We start from the raw sequence: 16,392 nt of genomic DNA, 5'->3' as shown, positions 1-16,392 counted from the left end.
AGGCTTTGAAAAAATTAATCACTTATTTTATAAAATACGAAGTTGCAGTAAACGTCGTTATACTATCTTTCATCATATTTGGTATTGTTGGTGCCTTAAGCTTAAAATCATCATTTTTTCCGCTTCAAGAATCAAAAATCATCAATATCAATATTACCTATCCAGGATCTTCCCCAGAAGAAATTGAAGAAGGTATCATTTTAAAAATTGAAGACAACCTAAAAGGACTCGAAGGTATTGATAGAACAACAGCAGTCGCTAGAGAAAGTGGTGGTTCAATAACTGTTGAAATTGAAGAAGGTGAAGATATTGATGTACTTCTAACTGAAGTAAAAAATGCTGTTGATAGAGTTCCGAATTTTCCTGTTGGGATGGAACCTTTGGTAGTTGCCAAGACTGAAACTACAAGACAAACAATACAGTTTGCAATTTCTGGTGAAAATATTCCCTTAAAAACCTTAAAAGATATTAGTTATCAGGTCGAATCTGATCTGCGATTAATAGATGGAATCTCTCAAATTGAAATTCGTGGTTTTCCTCGAGAAGAAATTGAAATCGCTTTAAGTCAAGATGCACTATTGGCTTATAATTTAAGTTTTGAGGAAGTTGCGGCAAAAGTGCGTAATTCTAATCTCCTGTCTACAGGAGGAACAATAAAAACCAACGCTGAAGATTATCTAATTCGTGCCGATAATCGCAGCTATTACGCCGATAAACTTAACGATGTAATAGTAAAGTCTACACCAAGCGGTTCATCAATTCTATTGTCAGATGTTGCAAAAGTACGCGATCAATTTGAGGAGACACCAAACGCCCTTTTTTATAATGGTGATTCAGCAGTAACAATGGTAATTAGCAACACCAATTCAGAAGATTTAATTTCATCTGCAGATGCTATTAAAGAATACATTGCCAACTTTAACGCAAAAAACAACAATGTTCAACTCAATGTTGTTAGTGATTCATCAATAACACTTAATCAACGTACCAAATTATTAATTGAAAATGGTGCTGTTGGTATTTTACTCGTTTTAATATTTCTTTCAATTTTTCTAAATATTCGTTTAGCACTTTGGGTTTCAGTAGGCTTACCACTTTCATTTTTGGGGATGTTTATATTCGCTAATGCGTTTGGGGTAACGATAAACGTACTATCATTATTTGGGATGATTATAGTGATTGGTATTTTAGTAGATGATGGAATCGTTATTGCTGAAAATATTTACCAGCAATATGAAAAAGGGAAATCACCTATACGAGCTGCAATTGATGGCGCAGTTGAAGTTATACCACCTATTATTTCAGCTATTGTCACTACTATTTTAGCATTTTCAACATTTTTCTTTCTAGAAGGCCGAATAGGCGAATTTTTCAGCGAAGTTTCAGTTATAGTCTTATTAACACTTAGTGTTTCACTAATTGAGGCTTTTTTGATATTGCCAGCACATATCGCACACTCAAAGGCAATTAGACCAACTAAAAAGAAATTAAAGAAGCGAACACTTTTAGGGCGTTTTTTCTCTAAAATGCGCCATGTAAATTCATACGGAGATCGTGTTATGCGATATTTACGTGACAATTCTTACGCTCCAGTATTACGCTTTGTTATTAATAACCGATTATTTTCAATAGCTATTTTAATTGCAGCACTAGCCTTAACAATTGGCTCGGTTGGAGGTGGTATTATTCGTGTTACTTTTTTTCCAAGTGTTGCTAGCGATCGAGTTGAGGTAAGTTTGTTAATGACAGAAGGCGTAAACCCACAAAAAACAGACTCAATTATTTCGATAGTTGAAGAAGCTGCTTGGCGTGTAAATAAAACTTTTACTGAAAAGCAAACTGATAATCTTCAAGTTATAGAAAACACTGTTAAACGGGTTGGTCCTGGCAATAATAAAGCTTCGCTGCAAGTTAATTTACTTCCGGGAGAAGCGAGAGATTTTTCTTCAGCTGAAATTACAAACGCAATTCGAGAAGAAACTGGACCTATTTATGGCGTTGAGAGTATCACATTTGGTTCTGGTAGCAATTTTGGTGGCTTACCAGTATCTGTATCCTTATTAGGCAATAATCTAGCAGAACTCGAATCGGCAAAAGTTGAGCTTAGGAATTGGATGGAAAATAATGCACAGCTGAAAGATGTAACGGATAATGATCCTAAAGGTATTAAAGAAATCGAAATCGATTTAAAAACAACCGCTTATGCTTTAGGCCTTGATTTAGGTGAAGTAATGCGGCAGGTTAGAAACGCTTTTTTTGGTGCTCAAGCACAGCGTTTTCAACGTGGTAAAGACGAAATTAGAGTTTGGGTAAGATATAATGAAAACCAAAGATCATCTATTAGAAACTTAGATGACTTGAGAATTATTACCCCAAACGGGTCACGAGTAGCTTTTAATGAAATTGCCAATTATCAAATTGTTAGAGGAACCGAATCTATCAGTTACTTAAATGGTCGTAGAGAAATTCAAGTTTCAGCAGATTTAGAAAACCCTAATGATAGCTCAACTGAAATTTTAGATGAAATTAGAACAACGGTTATGCCAGATATTTTAAATAAATATTCTTCGCTTTCAGTTTCTTATGAAGGTCAAAATAGGGAAGCTGGTAAAACAAGTGGTTCGGCAGGTAAAGTGTTTCCTGTAATTTTGTTTTTAATATTTGTGGTTATTGCATTTACTTTTAGAAGTTTTAGTCAGCCAATTATGCTTATTTTACTTATACCATTTAGCTTAATTGGGGTTGCTTGGGGTCACTATATTCATGGCTTTCCAATCAATATTTTATCTCTTTTAGGTGTTATTGCACTTATTGGTATCATGGTTAATGATGGTTTAGTACTTATCGGTAAATTTAATTCAAATCTTAGAGAAGGCTTAAAATTTAATGATGCATTGTTTGAGGCAGGAAAATCTAGGTTTAGAGCTATATTTTTAACCTCACTTACTACAATTTCAGGTCTTGCACCACTTATTTTTGAGCAAAGCCGTCAAGCACAATTTTTAATACCTATGGCTATTTCTATTGCTTATGGCATTGGTGTTGCAACTGTTTTAACTTTAATATTATTACCTATTCTTTTATCAATAAGTAATTCTATAAAGGTAAAATCAAAATGGCTATTTACAGGTAATCAGGTTGAAAAAGAGCAAGTAGAGCGAGCAATTAAAGAACAATTAGAAGAAGACAACTATAATGAAAAATAATAAACTGCGTTTACTTTTAGGTTTTTGCTTAGTTGTAGTGACTTCAACTGCGCAAGAAGTTCTTACAAAAGCTGAAGCTATAGATTACGTACTTGATAATAACTTCGGCATTAAAATAGCTGAAAATAATGTTCAAATTTCAGAAAATAATACTAGTGTCTTAAATTCTGGCTATTTGCCTACCTTAAGTACCAATTTTGGCTTCGATTTTAGTTTACAAGACCGATTAGCTGAAGTTGAGGGTCAAGACCCAATTGACCAAACAGATTTGGAAACAAGACGTTATAACACGAGCTTAGATTTGAATTACACTTTGTTTGATGGTCTTGGGCGGCGTTATAATTTTAAGCAACTAAAACTTCAGTATAATTTATCAAAATTAGAAGCTCGTGAAACTATTGAAACAACAATAACACAAATGTTTACGGTGTATTATGAGTTGGCTAGGCGCTTAAAAAATGTTGAAGTTTTAAAAAATACACTTAGCTTATCACGTGAACGTTTAAAACGTGTTGAATATCAATTTCAATATGGCCAAATTAATAAGTTAGATGTTTTAAATGCTGAAGTTGATGTGGCAAATGATAGTATTTCATTAATTAATGAACAGCAAAATTTACTTAATATCAAGCGAGATTTAAAAGTTGTTTTAAATAAAGATGATTTAGATGATAATTTTAAAGTTGATACCACTGTTTATTTTTTACCGATTTTAAAACTTGAGCAACACATTTCTGAGTATAAGGCTAATAATGTTTCGATACAACAAATTGAAGAGAACTTACTAATTTCAGAATATGATAAAAAAATTAGTTATTCTGGCTATTTGCCAACTGTAAACTTGTTTGGTTCTTACGGATGGAACAGAAATATAAGTCCAGAATCGCCCTTTTTTCCGGGTTCTACACAAACCACCGACGGCTATTCAGCAGGTGTAAATTTAACCTGGAATTTATTTGATGGTGGTCAGACTTCAGTGAGAATTCAAAATGCTAAAATCGCCTACGAAAATCAGCAACTTCAAAAGCAACAAATCAAGCAAAGTGTTCAGCGTGATATTCAGAATGCTTTTGATAATTATAAAAATAGGCGTTACATTTATAATTTACAGCGCAAAAATGTCGAAACCAATAAAAATAATTTTAAAAGAACTCAGGAACGTTTCAATTTAGGTCAAATTACTTCGGTAGAGTTTAGACAAGCACAGCTTAACTTATTAAACGCACAAACAAGTCTAAATTTAGCAAAATATGATGCTAAGTTAGCTGAGTTACAATTACTTCAATTAACAGGCCAATTATTAAATATCGAGTTTTAAGATGTATGAACACTTTTTTCAATGTCCGCATTGCTGGGAAAATATCAGTTTTTTGCTAGATCCTTCTGTAAGTTTTCAAGATTACATAGAAGATTGCGAGGTTTGTTGTAATCCTATTCATGTGGAAGCTAAATTTAATAATGGACAATTAATTGATTTTCAATCTAAAAGCATAGGTCAGTAAATTAATTATATTTTTGTTTGGTCAAATCTATAATTAAACTTATATTTGCAGTCCGATAGTTAAAAAAGAATTTTAAACATATATCGCGGGATAGAGCAGTAGGTAGCTCGTCGGGCTCATAACCCGAAGGTCACTGGTTCGAGTCCAGTTCCCGCTACTATTTGAGCCCCAATTTAGGGGCTTTTTTTGTGTCATTCTTACAGCCTCAACTAACTTAGAAGTAGTTTCCAGTTTAATAAAACAATTATACTTTTTATAATTTTTGAGTGAGACCTTCAGAAAATTTATCAGGTATGGCCAATAATGCTCACTTTTAAGACACAATAGTTGACGTTTATTGATAAACATAATAATTGAATTACTTATTTTTCAAATCATCAAAATAGTACAGATGTATAAGAAATTGTTAAGTAATGTGATCACTAACTTAATTTCGCAATTCGGAAAATATTAAGATGAATGGAAAATGAAAATTTTATTTATTGTCTTGAAGTCGTTTCAGATGTTGATAATGTAAAAACTACCGATGTGGTTCAGATACTTGAAAATATGGCCTTAACACAAGGAATTTCAAGTATATATAAAACCTGTGATACGATTGAGGGTTTAGAAGATAGTTTAAATGCTTTATTGTATCATGACCATCATTTTCAGGATTATGAAATTATTTATTTAGTGCTCCCAGGCGAAGCCAACAATATTTTAATTAACGATTACTATTATAGCATAGAAGAGATTGCAGAGCTTTTTGAAGGACAAATGACAGGAAAAATCATTCATTTTGCTAACCTTAAGGTTTTAGATCTTACAGATGACGAATGCCAGTATTTTTTAGATATTACTGGTGCACGAGCTATAGCTGGCTATGGTTTTTCTTCAAAAAGTCTGTCTAGTGCTTTCACGATAGATCGATTATTCTTTAGTATGTTTTATCAGAATGATGATCTTAGAGAAGTGGTTGAACAGATGTTTCAAAAAAACTACAAGATGTGTAAACTCTTAGATTTCAGGTTATATTATTAAGAATCTATCGGCTATAATTATCATATTTCAGTTTTTAATAATCGATATTTTTTTGATAAAAGTTTTGATTTTTTTTAGATCAGGAAACTTCTTTGCAATTATGTAGGCCAGAGTTCCTAAAGCATAAGCAAGAATATCCCAATAGTCAGCTGTAAACTTTTTACTGACATATGGAAACAAAACTTCGCCTAAAATAACCATCAACAAAAAGTAGCCAAATATCTCTGTGTAGCTCAGAACCATGCTTTTATCTTTTAAAAACATGCGGCGTTCCCATAACACGGCATATAGAAGTAAAGGCATGAGCAAAAAAGGGTCTAAATAGTTATTTAGAAAAGCAATATTTATACTAGTTTCATTCTGAAGGTACTGATGCACCAAAAACAAAATAGCAGAAATGCTGACCAATACCAAAATCGGTTTTTTCTGTTTCATAAACCAATTACAAGCGTTAGAAACATTACTATAAAGATAATAGGAGATAATGTTAAAAATAAAATTAAAACTGGAAGTTTTACAACAAAAAGAATAATCTGAAGAATCAAAGGATGTTTAGGGTTTGGCCGCATCCAATCTTTGGCAAAGTAATAAATCAATGAAAAAATTGATTCTGTATTTTTTTCATCCTCACTTAGTAGCTTTTTGAATTTAGGCTTCTTCATTTTTAGTATGTTCTTACACTGATTATATTTTAAAAAATAAAATTAAAAATCAATAATTAATAAATTAAGTCTGTTTTGAAGTTATTGAGAAAGATTAGAAAATAAAAAATTAGTTTATTAAAATAAGCATTTATTCATCGATCAAAAATATAGCCTTGCTGTTAAATCTATTTTAAGATCATATTATAGAAAACTCAAATGAATAATTCGATTGTAGTTTATCTAAAACAACTTCATGTAATATATTATAAATTATTTACCTGTTTTTTCAATTAATCCTGTTATGTTTGAACATTTTAAATCTATTAGCTTCTTGTATGAGAATATTTATTTTATTTTTAATTGTTAGCCTAAGTTTATGCACCTCATGTGGTGGTACAAAAACCATTTTAGACCCAAAAAGTAACACAATTGTTAAGGTTTATGAAACCAAAGATTTCAGCTTTCATTATCCAAAGCGTTGGCGAAAATTAAAATTAGATCAAACGTATTTTGATTCGGTACTTGTAAGTGTGGCACCAAAAAAACTAATTTATCCGCTTTATATTTCAGAATCGACGGTAAACGGTAAAGTATATCGTGCTCAAGGAAATAAAAGCATTAAAGATCAATTTGAAGATAAGAATTCAACTATAATTGATGCTGATGCAGGCGAGTATTCTTCAGCTATAATAAATTTAAGACGGTTAAATTTAAATCAGCAAAGTTTTGATGACTATTTAAATACTATAATAGCTGAAATTAAGCCACAAAGCAACAGTTTTAAGCATGTAAAAGTTTCAGATCAATTATCTATTCTAAGCTTCCGTTATCAAGGTTATCGACGTGATTCAAAATACAGGTATGCTGCTAAATTATACAAAGTCTATTACTATAAACATAATAAATATGTGTATAAGTTTAGTTACGCTGCTACCGAATATAAATATTCTAAATATTTAGACGAAGCCACAAATAGTCTAAGCTCTTTAAAGTTTAAGTGATTTAATAATGTGTTTGCATAAGAGTTATAGTTTTTGCTCTTTATGATTTAATGAATATGACTGGTTATTTAGCTGATGTTTTAAGCATTTCATTGATGATTGAAGTTTCTCTATTTGATAATAAAGCACTAGGGCGTTCTATAATTACAGCTTTTATGCTATTGTTAGTATTAATTCTTTTAATCGTAGTTATACGATCAATGTTAGCTTTGGTTGAAGATTTATGGGTAAGCTATATTATACCAAAGCCTTTTTATACTCATTTATATTTTGTAAAAAAGAGACTTTCTGAGGATCAGTTATATATACTCGAAAATCAATTTGTGTTTTACCAAAAACTTCAACCTAAGAAAAAATTGTATTTTGAACATCGCGTAGCAAACTTCATTAGACACCATCAATTTGAAGGTAGGTCAGGCGTTTACATTAATAATCAACATAAAGTTCTTATTGCATCTACTGCAGTTATGCTCACTTTTGGGTATAGAAATTACAGATTTAAATCTCTTAAGACGTTTGTGATTTATCCTGATGTATTTCAATCTACATCTAGTCATGCATTCCACAAAGGCGAGTTTAATCCAGCTTACAAAACTGTCGCATTTTCATGGAAAGACTTTTTAGAAGGTTATGCAATTGAAAATGATAATTTTAATCTCGGCATTCATGAACTTGTGCATGTGCTACATTTTGATTTTCAAAAGCGAAAGAATAATGCAATAGGTGCAACTTTGTTTGTACGTTACTATGATAAAATTAAACATAAGATGCAATCAAGCACAGAATATAGACAAAATATTAAAGCCTCAAAACTCCTAAGGAATTATGCTTTTTTGAACAGTTTCGAGTTTATTTCGGTTCTTATTGAAACTTTTTTTGAATCACCGAAAGAACTTAAATCAAATTTTCCTGATTTGTATGGGAACGTCAAAAAAATGCTTAATTACAATGATAATTTAGATTAGATTTTAAATAAAAGCGAGGATATTATAAAAGTTTTTATAAGATGATAGTCAAGTTATAAGAATTCCATTTTTTTCTGGGCATGGTTTAAATATCAATTAATTACAGAAAAAATTAGCTTACAATTTCTATATAATTTAAGGCGCTACTTATGTCTTGATTTTAATTTCATTATTTTAAATTTGTTATGTACTAAGTCAGGGCTTACAAATCATGAGGAATATTTTTTAAAAATCCTAAACCTTAACAATTCATTATCAGCTAAAAGGTAAGATTTATTTTATATTGATGTAATAAACTTTTATGGAAATTAGCTTTAAAAATATAAACAGTGAACGTGTAAAGACTTGCTTTCGTGAGGTAGCTCACGAATATCAGACTTTAAAAAATATTAAAATTAGGGTTGAAAAGGTGAGTGTTAAGTCTTCTACTATGCAAGCTCAGCCAATCATTTCATTAGCTTCAGTATTTAGCGGATTAAAGCGTTATCGCATAAAACTTAATGCACATATTAGAGACCATAAAGATTTGAAAATTGATGATGTACCTAGTCAAGTTTTAAAAGGTTGGTTTGCTCATGAATTAGGTCATATTGTTGATTATAAACGACACTCTAATTTTCAGATGATTTTTTTTGGAATTAAGTATTTATGGTCTAAAAAATTTAAGAAAAAAGTAGAACATGATGCTGATTATATAGCGATTTCATATGGGTTTCATGAAGAAATTTTAGCTACAAAGAACTTCATTATAGAACATGATTTAATAGGCGATAATTATAAACGTAAAATATTGAAGTATTACTTGCCAAAAGAAGATGTGCTGCTGTGTCAACAAGACGAATCAATTTTAGAACCTTATTTAAATCTTTAATTAAAAAAGTTTAAGAAATCTTTTATAGTATCATCTTTCATAACTTTTTGAATTTTCACTTGACCGCCTTTCTTATTGGTATGTTCTAAATACTTGGTATAATCTTCTTTGCTTATAACCTTCAGCCTAACTTCATCAATTGTTTTTTGTCGTGCAACTTCATAATTATGGTTTAGGGATTTCAACTTATCATCAAGTAAGTTTGCAAATTTTTCTTGATCGATATTATTGTTAGTTACAAGAATCCATTGATGGTTATGTAAGTTATTTTCAGTTATAGCTCCAACCATATATTCATTAATACTAACTTCAAGTTTGTTAGCGGTGTCAACAATTGCATTGTTTAATTTTTCTTCAGATAATTGTGAACCAAATACATTTAAAAAGAATTTGGTGCGGCCTGTAATTTTAATCTCAAAAGGCGAGAGGCATGTAAATTTTATGGTATCACCAATAATATAACGCCAAGCACCAGCATTTGTTGAAACAACTAAAATATATTCATCAGAGGTGTTTACTTGTGACAAATTAAAAACTTCAGGATTTTCTAAAATTTCGCCCATTTCATCAACACCGCGATGATCAAACGGTATAAACTCATAAAAATAACCATGATTAATAGCTAGTTTCATAGCCATTGAATTAGGATTAGCGGTGTAAGCAAAAAAGCCTTCAGAAGCCAAGTAGGTATCGATAATGATGAGGTCTTTATTAGAGATTTTTTCAAAGTCTTTTCGGTAAGTTTCAAAAGCTACGCCACCACTTGCATAAACTTTAAAGTTTGGCCATATATCTTGAATGTACTCAAGTTGATGGTGCTTCATTATAGCTTGCAACATCCTCAACACCCATGAAGGTATGCCAGCAATAGAACCAACATTCCATTCTGGTGCTTTTTTTATAATTTCCTTAATGCGTTCATCCCAGTCATCTATTGCGGCAATTTCTTTTCCTGGACAATAAAAATAATCATACCAATCAGGGAAATTATGAATATTTATTCCGCTAATTTCTCCCTCTAAGTGCCCATTTTGGTGAGATTTCAAATCACTCGAACTGCTTAACATTAATACATGGCTTTCAAAAACTTCTTCAGGAACAGGGAAATTCGGAAGCTCGGTAGCTAAAGATAGTCCTACTTTTCGCATGCTTTCAGAAAACTCATGGGTAACAGGTATACGTTTACTTTTATTGCCTGTGGTGCCGCTTGTTTTAGCAAAATATTCAGGCTTTCCAGGCCAGGTAATATCCCTAAATTTTTGTTGCTGCTCCCACCAAAAATTCATTTTATTATAAGTGTGAATAGGCACATTTTCTTGAAATTGTTGAAGCATATCTTTAGACTCTAAGATATGCTGAAACCCATAATATTTGCCGAAAGCAGTGTCTTTCGAAGTTTTTAGAAGCTCATGTAAAACTTCTTCTTGAGTTTTATTACTGTGTTGAGTTTTGGAATTAAATTTTTGATTTAATGTAACCGCAGATTTCACGATAGAACCAAGTAAACCCATAATGTTTAATATTTAGTACAGCTAAAATAAAAAACACTTTGCGCCAAACTAGACCTTTATCATTTAATTGGCAATTTAAACGCTTTGTTTAAAATATAAACAATCTAAATTTAGCTTGATGCCTTCAAATTTTCTGAAATAACGCTTATATTTGTTAACAAAAATCACCTATTGAACAACAATAAAATTTCTAAAGATATTGAAGTTTTTAAACTTCTTTTTGAAGGTATTTCTGAAGGTGTTTTGGTAGTTGACACAAAGCAAATTATAATTGAAGTTAATACCTCTGCAGCTGAAATGTTTGGTTATTCTAAAGCCGAACTTATTGGTAAAAAACTTGATATATTAATACCCCAAAAATACCATCATAACCATCACAAGCATGTAGACCAATTTATGAATAAGTCTAAAAAACGACAAATGGGTATAGGTCGTGATTTGTATGGAGTGAAAAAAAATGGAGTTGAATTTCCAGTAGAAGCCGGTTTAAATCCTTTTGAGTTTGATGGGGAACGTTATGTAATGTCATTAATTACTGATATTACACTTCGTAAAAAAAACGAGGAAGAAATTGAGCAGTTAAATGTAGAACTAGAAGCCAAGGTAAAATCAAGAACTAAAGAGCTTCAATTTTCTATAGAAGAGCTCACTAAACTCAACAAAACTTTAGAAAAAGAAATCAAAAAACGTAAAATTGCTGAAGCCAAAACAAAAGATGCGCTTCAAAAAGAGCGTGAGCTTAATGACCTAAAAACCAAGTTTTTATCTTTGGTTTCACATGAATTTAAAACACCGCTAAGTGGTATATTAACATCAACTACTTTAATAGGTAAATACACCGAAAAAGAACAACAAGAAAAACGTGAGAAGCATCTTAAAACTATAAAAAATAAGGTACATTATTTAACCGGTATTTTAAACGATTTTCTTTCAGTAGAACGCTTAGAATCTGGTAAAGTAACCTATAAATTTGAAGAATTTAGCCTGGTTAATCTTATTAATGAGGTGGTTTATAGCGCCAATATTACATTAAAAGACGGTCAAGATTTACATTATCCTAAACAAATACAAGACTTTATTTTACGTCAAGATAAAAATGTATTAGAGTTAATTTTATCTAACCTACTTAATAACGCTATAAAATATTCACCAGAGCACACCGATATTTATTTTAATATTGATAATACTGATCCTAAACTCATTAAATTTGAAGTTAAAGATCAAGGAATGGGAATTCCAAAAAAAGATCATAAACATATTTTCGAACGCTATTTTAGAGCCGAAAATGCTCTTCTAAATCAAGGTACGGGCATAGGGCTTAATATTGTAAAAGTGCATTTAGAAAATTTAAATGGCCATATTAGGTTTGAAAGTGAAGAAAATCAAGGTACTAGCTTCTTCGTTGAAATCCCAAAAAGACATGAGTAAAAAAATACTTTTAATTGAAGACGACCAAACAGTTAGAGAGAACACAGCTGAAATTTTAGAGCTCTCAGACTATACAGTAGAAACAGCACAAAATGGCGAAATTGGCATAACAAAAGTTGAAGGCTTTATGCCAGATATTATTGTATGCGATATCATGATGCCAAAAGTTGATGGTTATGACGTTTTAAAGGCAGTAAGCAACAACCCTAAAACACAAGCTATACCTTTTATTTTTCTATCTGCAAAAACCGATCATAAAGATATTAGAAAAGGTATGGATCTTGGTGCCGATGATTATTTAACTAAACCTTTCGAAGAAGACGAACTTATTAGCGCTATAGAAAGCCGTTTAGCTAAAACTAAAATCTTACAATCACAAAATTCAGCTAACAATAACTTACAATCTTTTGAGGCTCTCAAAGAAAAAATAAAAGATTTTGAACTTAAAGTTTATCAAGCTGGCGAACATATTTATGAGGCAGGACAAACAGCTAATAAAGTATACTTGATTGAGCATGGCGTTGTAAAAACACATCAAATTGAAGAAAATGGTAAAGAATTAACAACAGCTCTTTTTAGAGATGATAACTTCTTTGGGCACATTAGCTTTACCAAAACCACTAATTTTATAGAGAATGCAACCGCTTTAGAAAAAACCAAACTCTACGAAATATCACTAGACGACTTTAAAAATTTCTTTGTTCAGAGCCCGCAAGTTATGTTTGAGTTTATTGACACTCTAGGTGACTCACTTAATGAAACTAAAACACAACTGTTAGAAATGGCATACAGTTCTGTTAAAAAGAAAACAGCACAAACTATTTTGCTGTTTGCTGAGCGTTTAAAGAAAAATAAACTGAAACAAATAAGAATCTCAAGAGCAGATTTAGCAGCAGTAGCTGGTATAGCTTCAGAAAGTTTAATTAGAACCTTGTCTACATTTAAAAAAGAAGGCATTATAGATGTTGAAGGCAGAAATATTAAAATTAACGATTTTGAAGCGCTTAAAAATATCTCCTAAAACATGATTTTTGTCATGTAAAAACTAAGAACTCTAGAATACATTTGTAGCCATATTTAGGCTTATGAATGTTTTATTATTAACCGACTTTTCAAGCACTGCAAATCACGCGATGAAGTACACAAGTATTCTTTTGCGTGATAAGGCTGCGAAAATTACGTTAATGCACGTTAAAAAGCCGTGTTCTGGAGATTCTTGCTCCGGAAAATGCAATACAATTTTTGAGTCTAAACTCAATAAAGATTTAAGGTTTCTTAAAGGTAAAAACAATCCATTACATCAATTAAATACCTATTTTGTTGAAGGTCAATACCTTGATAGTATTCGTGATTTCGTTAGAAGCCAAGATATTGATTTAATTATTGTTGGTAATAGCCATCAACACCAAATCGAAGACGATTTAGACTTAGATAAAAAAACAGTTGATGTTATTACTAAGGTTAATTGTCCTGTTTTATTGGTATCTAAAAATACAAGCTTAAAATCACCTAAAAAGCTATTGCTTCCAACAGATTTTTCTATTAATGTTGAGCATAAAGTATTTTCTGTGTTAAGTGAAATTTATGATTTTTCAGAGAAAAATATAGACTTGCTTTCAGTGCAAAATAATCGTGAATTAACACAAATACAATTAACTACTAAGCAAAAAATCAACGAAGTATTATCTAACATCGGTATTCAAAAAATTTCAGAAAACCATATCTCTTCTGCTAAAAAGTGCGCCAGTGTTGGTTACGATACTATCGTGATGTTAGCCAAAAATTTAAGTGTCTTCAACCTGGTTTTTTCGACAAAAATCAATTCAGCAAAACAAATTTGCCACAACAATTTACCAATGTTGTTTTTACATGGCTAAATTTTATAGATAAAGTGTATCTTTAAACACTTATGAAACTATTCAGTTACAAAAAACCGCTTATTACTTTAATAATCGTTTTTAGCCTGTATTTTATAGGTCTTAGCTTTATTAAACTTAAAGCTGAACAGAAACTCCTCGATATTGAAGGCTTAAATTTTGTTGAATTAAATATTAGTTTATTAGGAGATTTATCGATTGAAAAGGTGAACTATAAGTCACCCAAATTAAAGCTTGATGCAGAACAAGTAAAGCTGAATTTAGGCTACATATCTATAATAACTGGCAGCCAAGTTGAAATTGACCACTTGCTTCTTAACACAGCTTCGGTTGAAGTCAACATAAACCGTAAACATAGTCAAGACAATCAAGAGATTGGCCAGTCTCAAAACCAAAAAGTAAGCTTAAATCAACTTGAGCTTGAAAGGGTTAATTTAAAAATTAATAATGCTAAAAAAACAACATCATTTGTTAATATAAATACACTTGTTAATCAGGTTAATAATTATAATAACTTCAATTTAGAACAAATAAGTTATTTAAGATTTGATTTTTTAAACTACCCAATTAATCATTTACAAAAACTTCAGCTGAGTGATTTCGATTATAAAAATAAGTTATTTAATCTTTCTCGATTCAAAATTTTACCATTGTTTTCTAAACATGATTACGGTAAACAAATTAGTCATGAAACAGATTTAATGCACTTAGAAGCTTTTTCAGTTAATTCAACTTTAGCTGGATTCGATTTCAAAAATGCTAAGCTCTCTAACTTAAGATTAAGTCTTTTGGAGATAGATTCTTTAAATTTTAAAATTTCAAGAGATAAAACGCTTAAAGACGACAAAAGTTTAAAACTGAGCTATGCACAGCAGCTTCAAAATTTAAAATTTAAATTCATGCTTGACAGCTTATGGGTTAATAAAGCAGCTATTACTTATGAAGAAAAACATAAGCTTACAAAAGATTTTGCGCCTGTTGTGTTTAATGATTTGAATTTAACTTTATCTAATTTAAATAACCTGAACTTACCAGAATCATCTAATTTAGCTCGATTAAACGCACAATTTAAGCTTAATAAAGCTTCTAAAATTAAATTGGGGTTACAATATAACTTATCGACTTCAACTGAAGACTTTACGGCTGAAGTAAGTGGTCAAAATATTCTAGCAAGCCGTTTTTCTGAACTGTTAGAGCAAAGTGTTAAAACTGGTATTTCAGGTAAGTTTAATTCGGTTAAGACTAAAATAAAGGCACGAGATAATTCAGCTAGCGGTACTTTTAATTTAAACTCATCTGATGTTGAAGTGACTTTGTATAATAATAAAGGTCGCAAACGCCAATTTGTAAGTTTAATGGCTAATAAAATGATCAAGCGGTCTTTAAATACTTCTCTTCATCTAGAAAATATAGAAAAAGACCAAACTAAATCTTTGTGGAATTTTATTTGGTCTTTTGTAAATTCTGGTTTAAAGAAAGCTTTACTTAAATTTTAAATGTAACCACAGGTCGTTTAGAATGGTTAACTAAATTTTCAGAAAGGCTGCCATTAAAGAAGTGAGAAATTCCTTTTCTGCCGTGTGTGCCAATACTAATCATGTTAGCATTAATGTCTTCTGAGTAATTTTTTATACCTTCTTCAATAGACTTGTCTGTATAAATCTTAAAATCAATCTCATCAAGGTTTAAGTCTTCTGTAAAAGCTTCAAAACGTTCGTTAATTTGTCGTGTAGTCTTAAAATTTTCTGGTGTATTGATGTAAACTAGCTTCAGTTGAGCATTGAAACTTTGCGCAAGATTAATGGCTTTGGTAAAAGTAGATTTTTGGCTAGATTTTAAACTCGATGCGAATGAAATACTTTTAATTTTTGATATGTCTAAGCTTTCTTTTACAACTAAGACTGGAATGTCAGCATGCCTAACAACCTTTTCTGTGTTAGAACCCACAAATATTTCTTTTAAACCCTCAGCGCCATTAGAGCCCATAACAATCATATCGCAATCATGTTTTTTAGAAATTTCTAAAATTCCTTCAAAGGCTTCATTAAACTCAACTGTTTCATGAACTTTTATACCTTCAAGTTCTTTCTCAAAAGCTTCAAAAGTTTCTGTAAAACGTTTGTGTGCCAGCTTCATAAAAAATAAAGCTTCAGGTAAATCGTTGCCAACGCCTTCATTTACGGGATCTATTAAATCTAATGGTAAATCTAATAAGTGTAATAAGTAAATTTCACAATCATGTTGTTTAGCAATTTGAGCACTAACTTTTAACGCATTATTGGCTTGTTCAGAAAAATCTGTTGGGACTAAAATTTTATTCATTACTATCTTAAATTTTAATTAAAAATACAAAATATATTCCGA

At 30.9% G+C, this 16,392-nt stretch carries 14 protein-coding genes and 1 tRNA gene; 12 read left to right on the top strand and 3 right to left on the bottom strand.

Translation table 11 applies throughout. The features are described 5' to 3' along the window. Nucleotides 1–5: 5 nt before the first annotated feature. The 5 genes from IMZ30_RS03030 to IMZ30_RS03010 all read left to right on the top strand — a co-directional run bounded on the left by IMZ30_RS03030 (nt 6) and on the right by IMZ30_RS03010 (nt 5,731). On the top strand, nt 6–3,206 hold the full coding sequence (locus IMZ30_RS03030; protein WP_207039072.1) for an efflux RND transporter permease subunit: 3,201 nt from the start codon (nt 6–8) through the stop codon (nt 3,204–3,206). After that, nucleotides 3,196–4,524: a TolC family protein gene (locus tag IMZ30_RS03025; protein WP_207039071.1), complete on the top strand. Its 1,329-nt coding sequence runs from the start codon at nt 3,196–3,198 to the stop codon at nt 4,522–4,524. The genes IMZ30_RS03030 and IMZ30_RS03025 overlap by 11 nt, the downstream gene beginning before the upstream one ends. Nucleotide 4,525: 1 nt before the next feature. Further along, nucleotides 4,526–4,708 carry a CPXCG motif-containing cysteine-rich protein gene (locus IMZ30_RS03020; protein ID WP_207039070.1) on the top strand — a complete coding sequence of 61 codons (183 nt, stop codon included), beginning with the start codon at nt 4,526–4,528 and terminating at the stop codon, nt 4,706–4,708. An 84-nt stretch (nt 4,709–4,792) separates the two neighbouring features. Continuing rightward, nucleotides 4,793–4,865, top strand: a tRNA-Met gene (locus tag IMZ30_RS03015). A 302-nt stretch (nt 4,866–5,167) separates the two neighbouring features. Beyond that, nucleotides 5,168–5,731, top strand: a complete 564-nt coding sequence (locus IMZ30_RS03010) for a DUF6642 family protein (RefSeq protein ID WP_207039069.1) — start codon at nt 5,168–5,170, stop codon at nt 5,729–5,731. A gap of 27 nt (nt 5,732–5,758) precedes the next feature. Here the strand turns inward: IMZ30_RS03010 and IMZ30_RS03005 are convergent, their stop codons facing one another. Continuing rightward, on the bottom strand, nt 5,759–6,166 hold the full coding sequence (locus IMZ30_RS03005; RefSeq protein ID WP_207039068.1) for a hypothetical protein: 408 nt from the start codon (nt 6,164–6,166) through the stop codon (nt 5,759–5,761). A gap of 544 nt (nt 6,167–6,710) precedes the next feature. Here IMZ30_RS03005 and IMZ30_RS03000 point away from each other — a divergent pair. The 3 genes from IMZ30_RS03000 (at nt 6,711) to IMZ30_RS02990 (ending at nt 9,212) form a co-directional block, all read left to right on the top strand. Further along, nucleotides 6,711–7,376, top strand: a complete 666-nt coding sequence (locus IMZ30_RS03000) for a hypothetical protein (protein WP_207039067.1) — start codon at nt 6,711–6,713, stop codon at nt 7,374–7,376. Nucleotides 7,377–7,432: 56 nt separating this feature from the next. Next, nucleotides 7,433–8,341: a zinc-dependent peptidase gene (locus IMZ30_RS02995; RefSeq protein ID WP_207039066.1), complete on the top strand. Its 909-nt coding sequence runs from the start codon at nt 7,433–7,435 to the stop codon at nt 8,339–8,341. A 301-nt stretch (nt 8,342–8,642) separates the two neighbouring features. After that, on the top strand, nt 8,643–9,212 hold the full coding sequence (locus IMZ30_RS02990; protein WP_207039065.1) for a hypothetical protein: 570 nt from the start codon (nt 8,643–8,645) through the stop codon (nt 9,210–9,212). Here the strand turns inward: IMZ30_RS02990 and IMZ30_RS02985 are convergent. Further along, nucleotides 9,209–10,723: a GH3 auxin-responsive promoter family protein gene (locus IMZ30_RS02985; RefSeq protein ID WP_207039064.1), complete on the bottom strand. Its 1,515-nt coding sequence runs from the start codon at nt 10,721–10,723 to the stop codon at nt 9,209–9,211. The genes IMZ30_RS02990 and IMZ30_RS02985 overlap by 4 nt on opposite strands. Before the next feature lie 171 nt (nt 10,724–10,894). On the opposite strand from IMZ30_RS02985, the gene IMZ30_RS02980 reads away from it, so the two are divergent. The 4 genes from IMZ30_RS02980 to IMZ30_RS02965 all read left to right on the top strand — a co-directional run bounded on the left by IMZ30_RS02980 (nt 10,895) and on the right by IMZ30_RS02965 (nt 15,524). Then, nucleotides 10,895–12,151, top strand: a complete 1,257-nt coding sequence (locus tag IMZ30_RS02980) for a PAS domain-containing sensor histidine kinase (protein ID WP_242529695.1) — start codon at nt 10,895–10,897, stop codon at nt 12,149–12,151. Then, nucleotides 12,144–13,172 carry a response regulator gene (locus IMZ30_RS02975; protein ID WP_207039063.1) on the top strand — a complete coding sequence of 343 codons (1,029 nt, stop codon included), beginning with the start codon at nt 12,144–12,146 and terminating at the stop codon, nt 13,170–13,172. The genes IMZ30_RS02980 and IMZ30_RS02975 overlap by 8 nt, the downstream gene beginning before the upstream one ends. Nucleotides 13,173–13,236: 64 nt before the next feature. Beyond that, nucleotides 13,237–14,028, top strand: a complete 792-nt coding sequence (locus tag IMZ30_RS02970) for a universal stress protein (protein ID WP_207039062.1) — start codon at nt 13,237–13,239, stop codon at nt 14,026–14,028. A 32-nt stretch (nt 14,029–14,060) separates the two neighbouring features. Beyond that, nucleotides 14,061–15,524: a hypothetical protein gene (locus tag IMZ30_RS02965; RefSeq protein ID WP_207039061.1), complete on the top strand. Its 1,464-nt coding sequence runs from the start codon at nt 14,061–14,063 to the stop codon at nt 15,522–15,524. Here the strand turns inward: IMZ30_RS02965 and IMZ30_RS02960 are convergent. After that, entirely contained in the window at nt 15,514–16,350 is an 837-nt protein-coding gene (locus tag IMZ30_RS02960; RefSeq protein WP_207039060.1) for a universal stress protein, read from the bottom strand. The two genes, IMZ30_RS02965 and IMZ30_RS02960, sit on opposite strands and share 11 nt — an antisense overlap. Between the last annotated feature and the right edge of the window lie 42 nt (nt 16,351–16,392).

Source organism: Psychroflexus sp. ALD_RP9 (assembly GCF_017311165.1).
Taxonomy (GTDB): domain Bacteria; phylum Bacteroidota; class Bacteroidia; order Flavobacteriales; family Flavobacteriaceae; genus Psychroflexus.
This window is presented reverse-complemented; position numbering and strand designations above follow the sequence as displayed.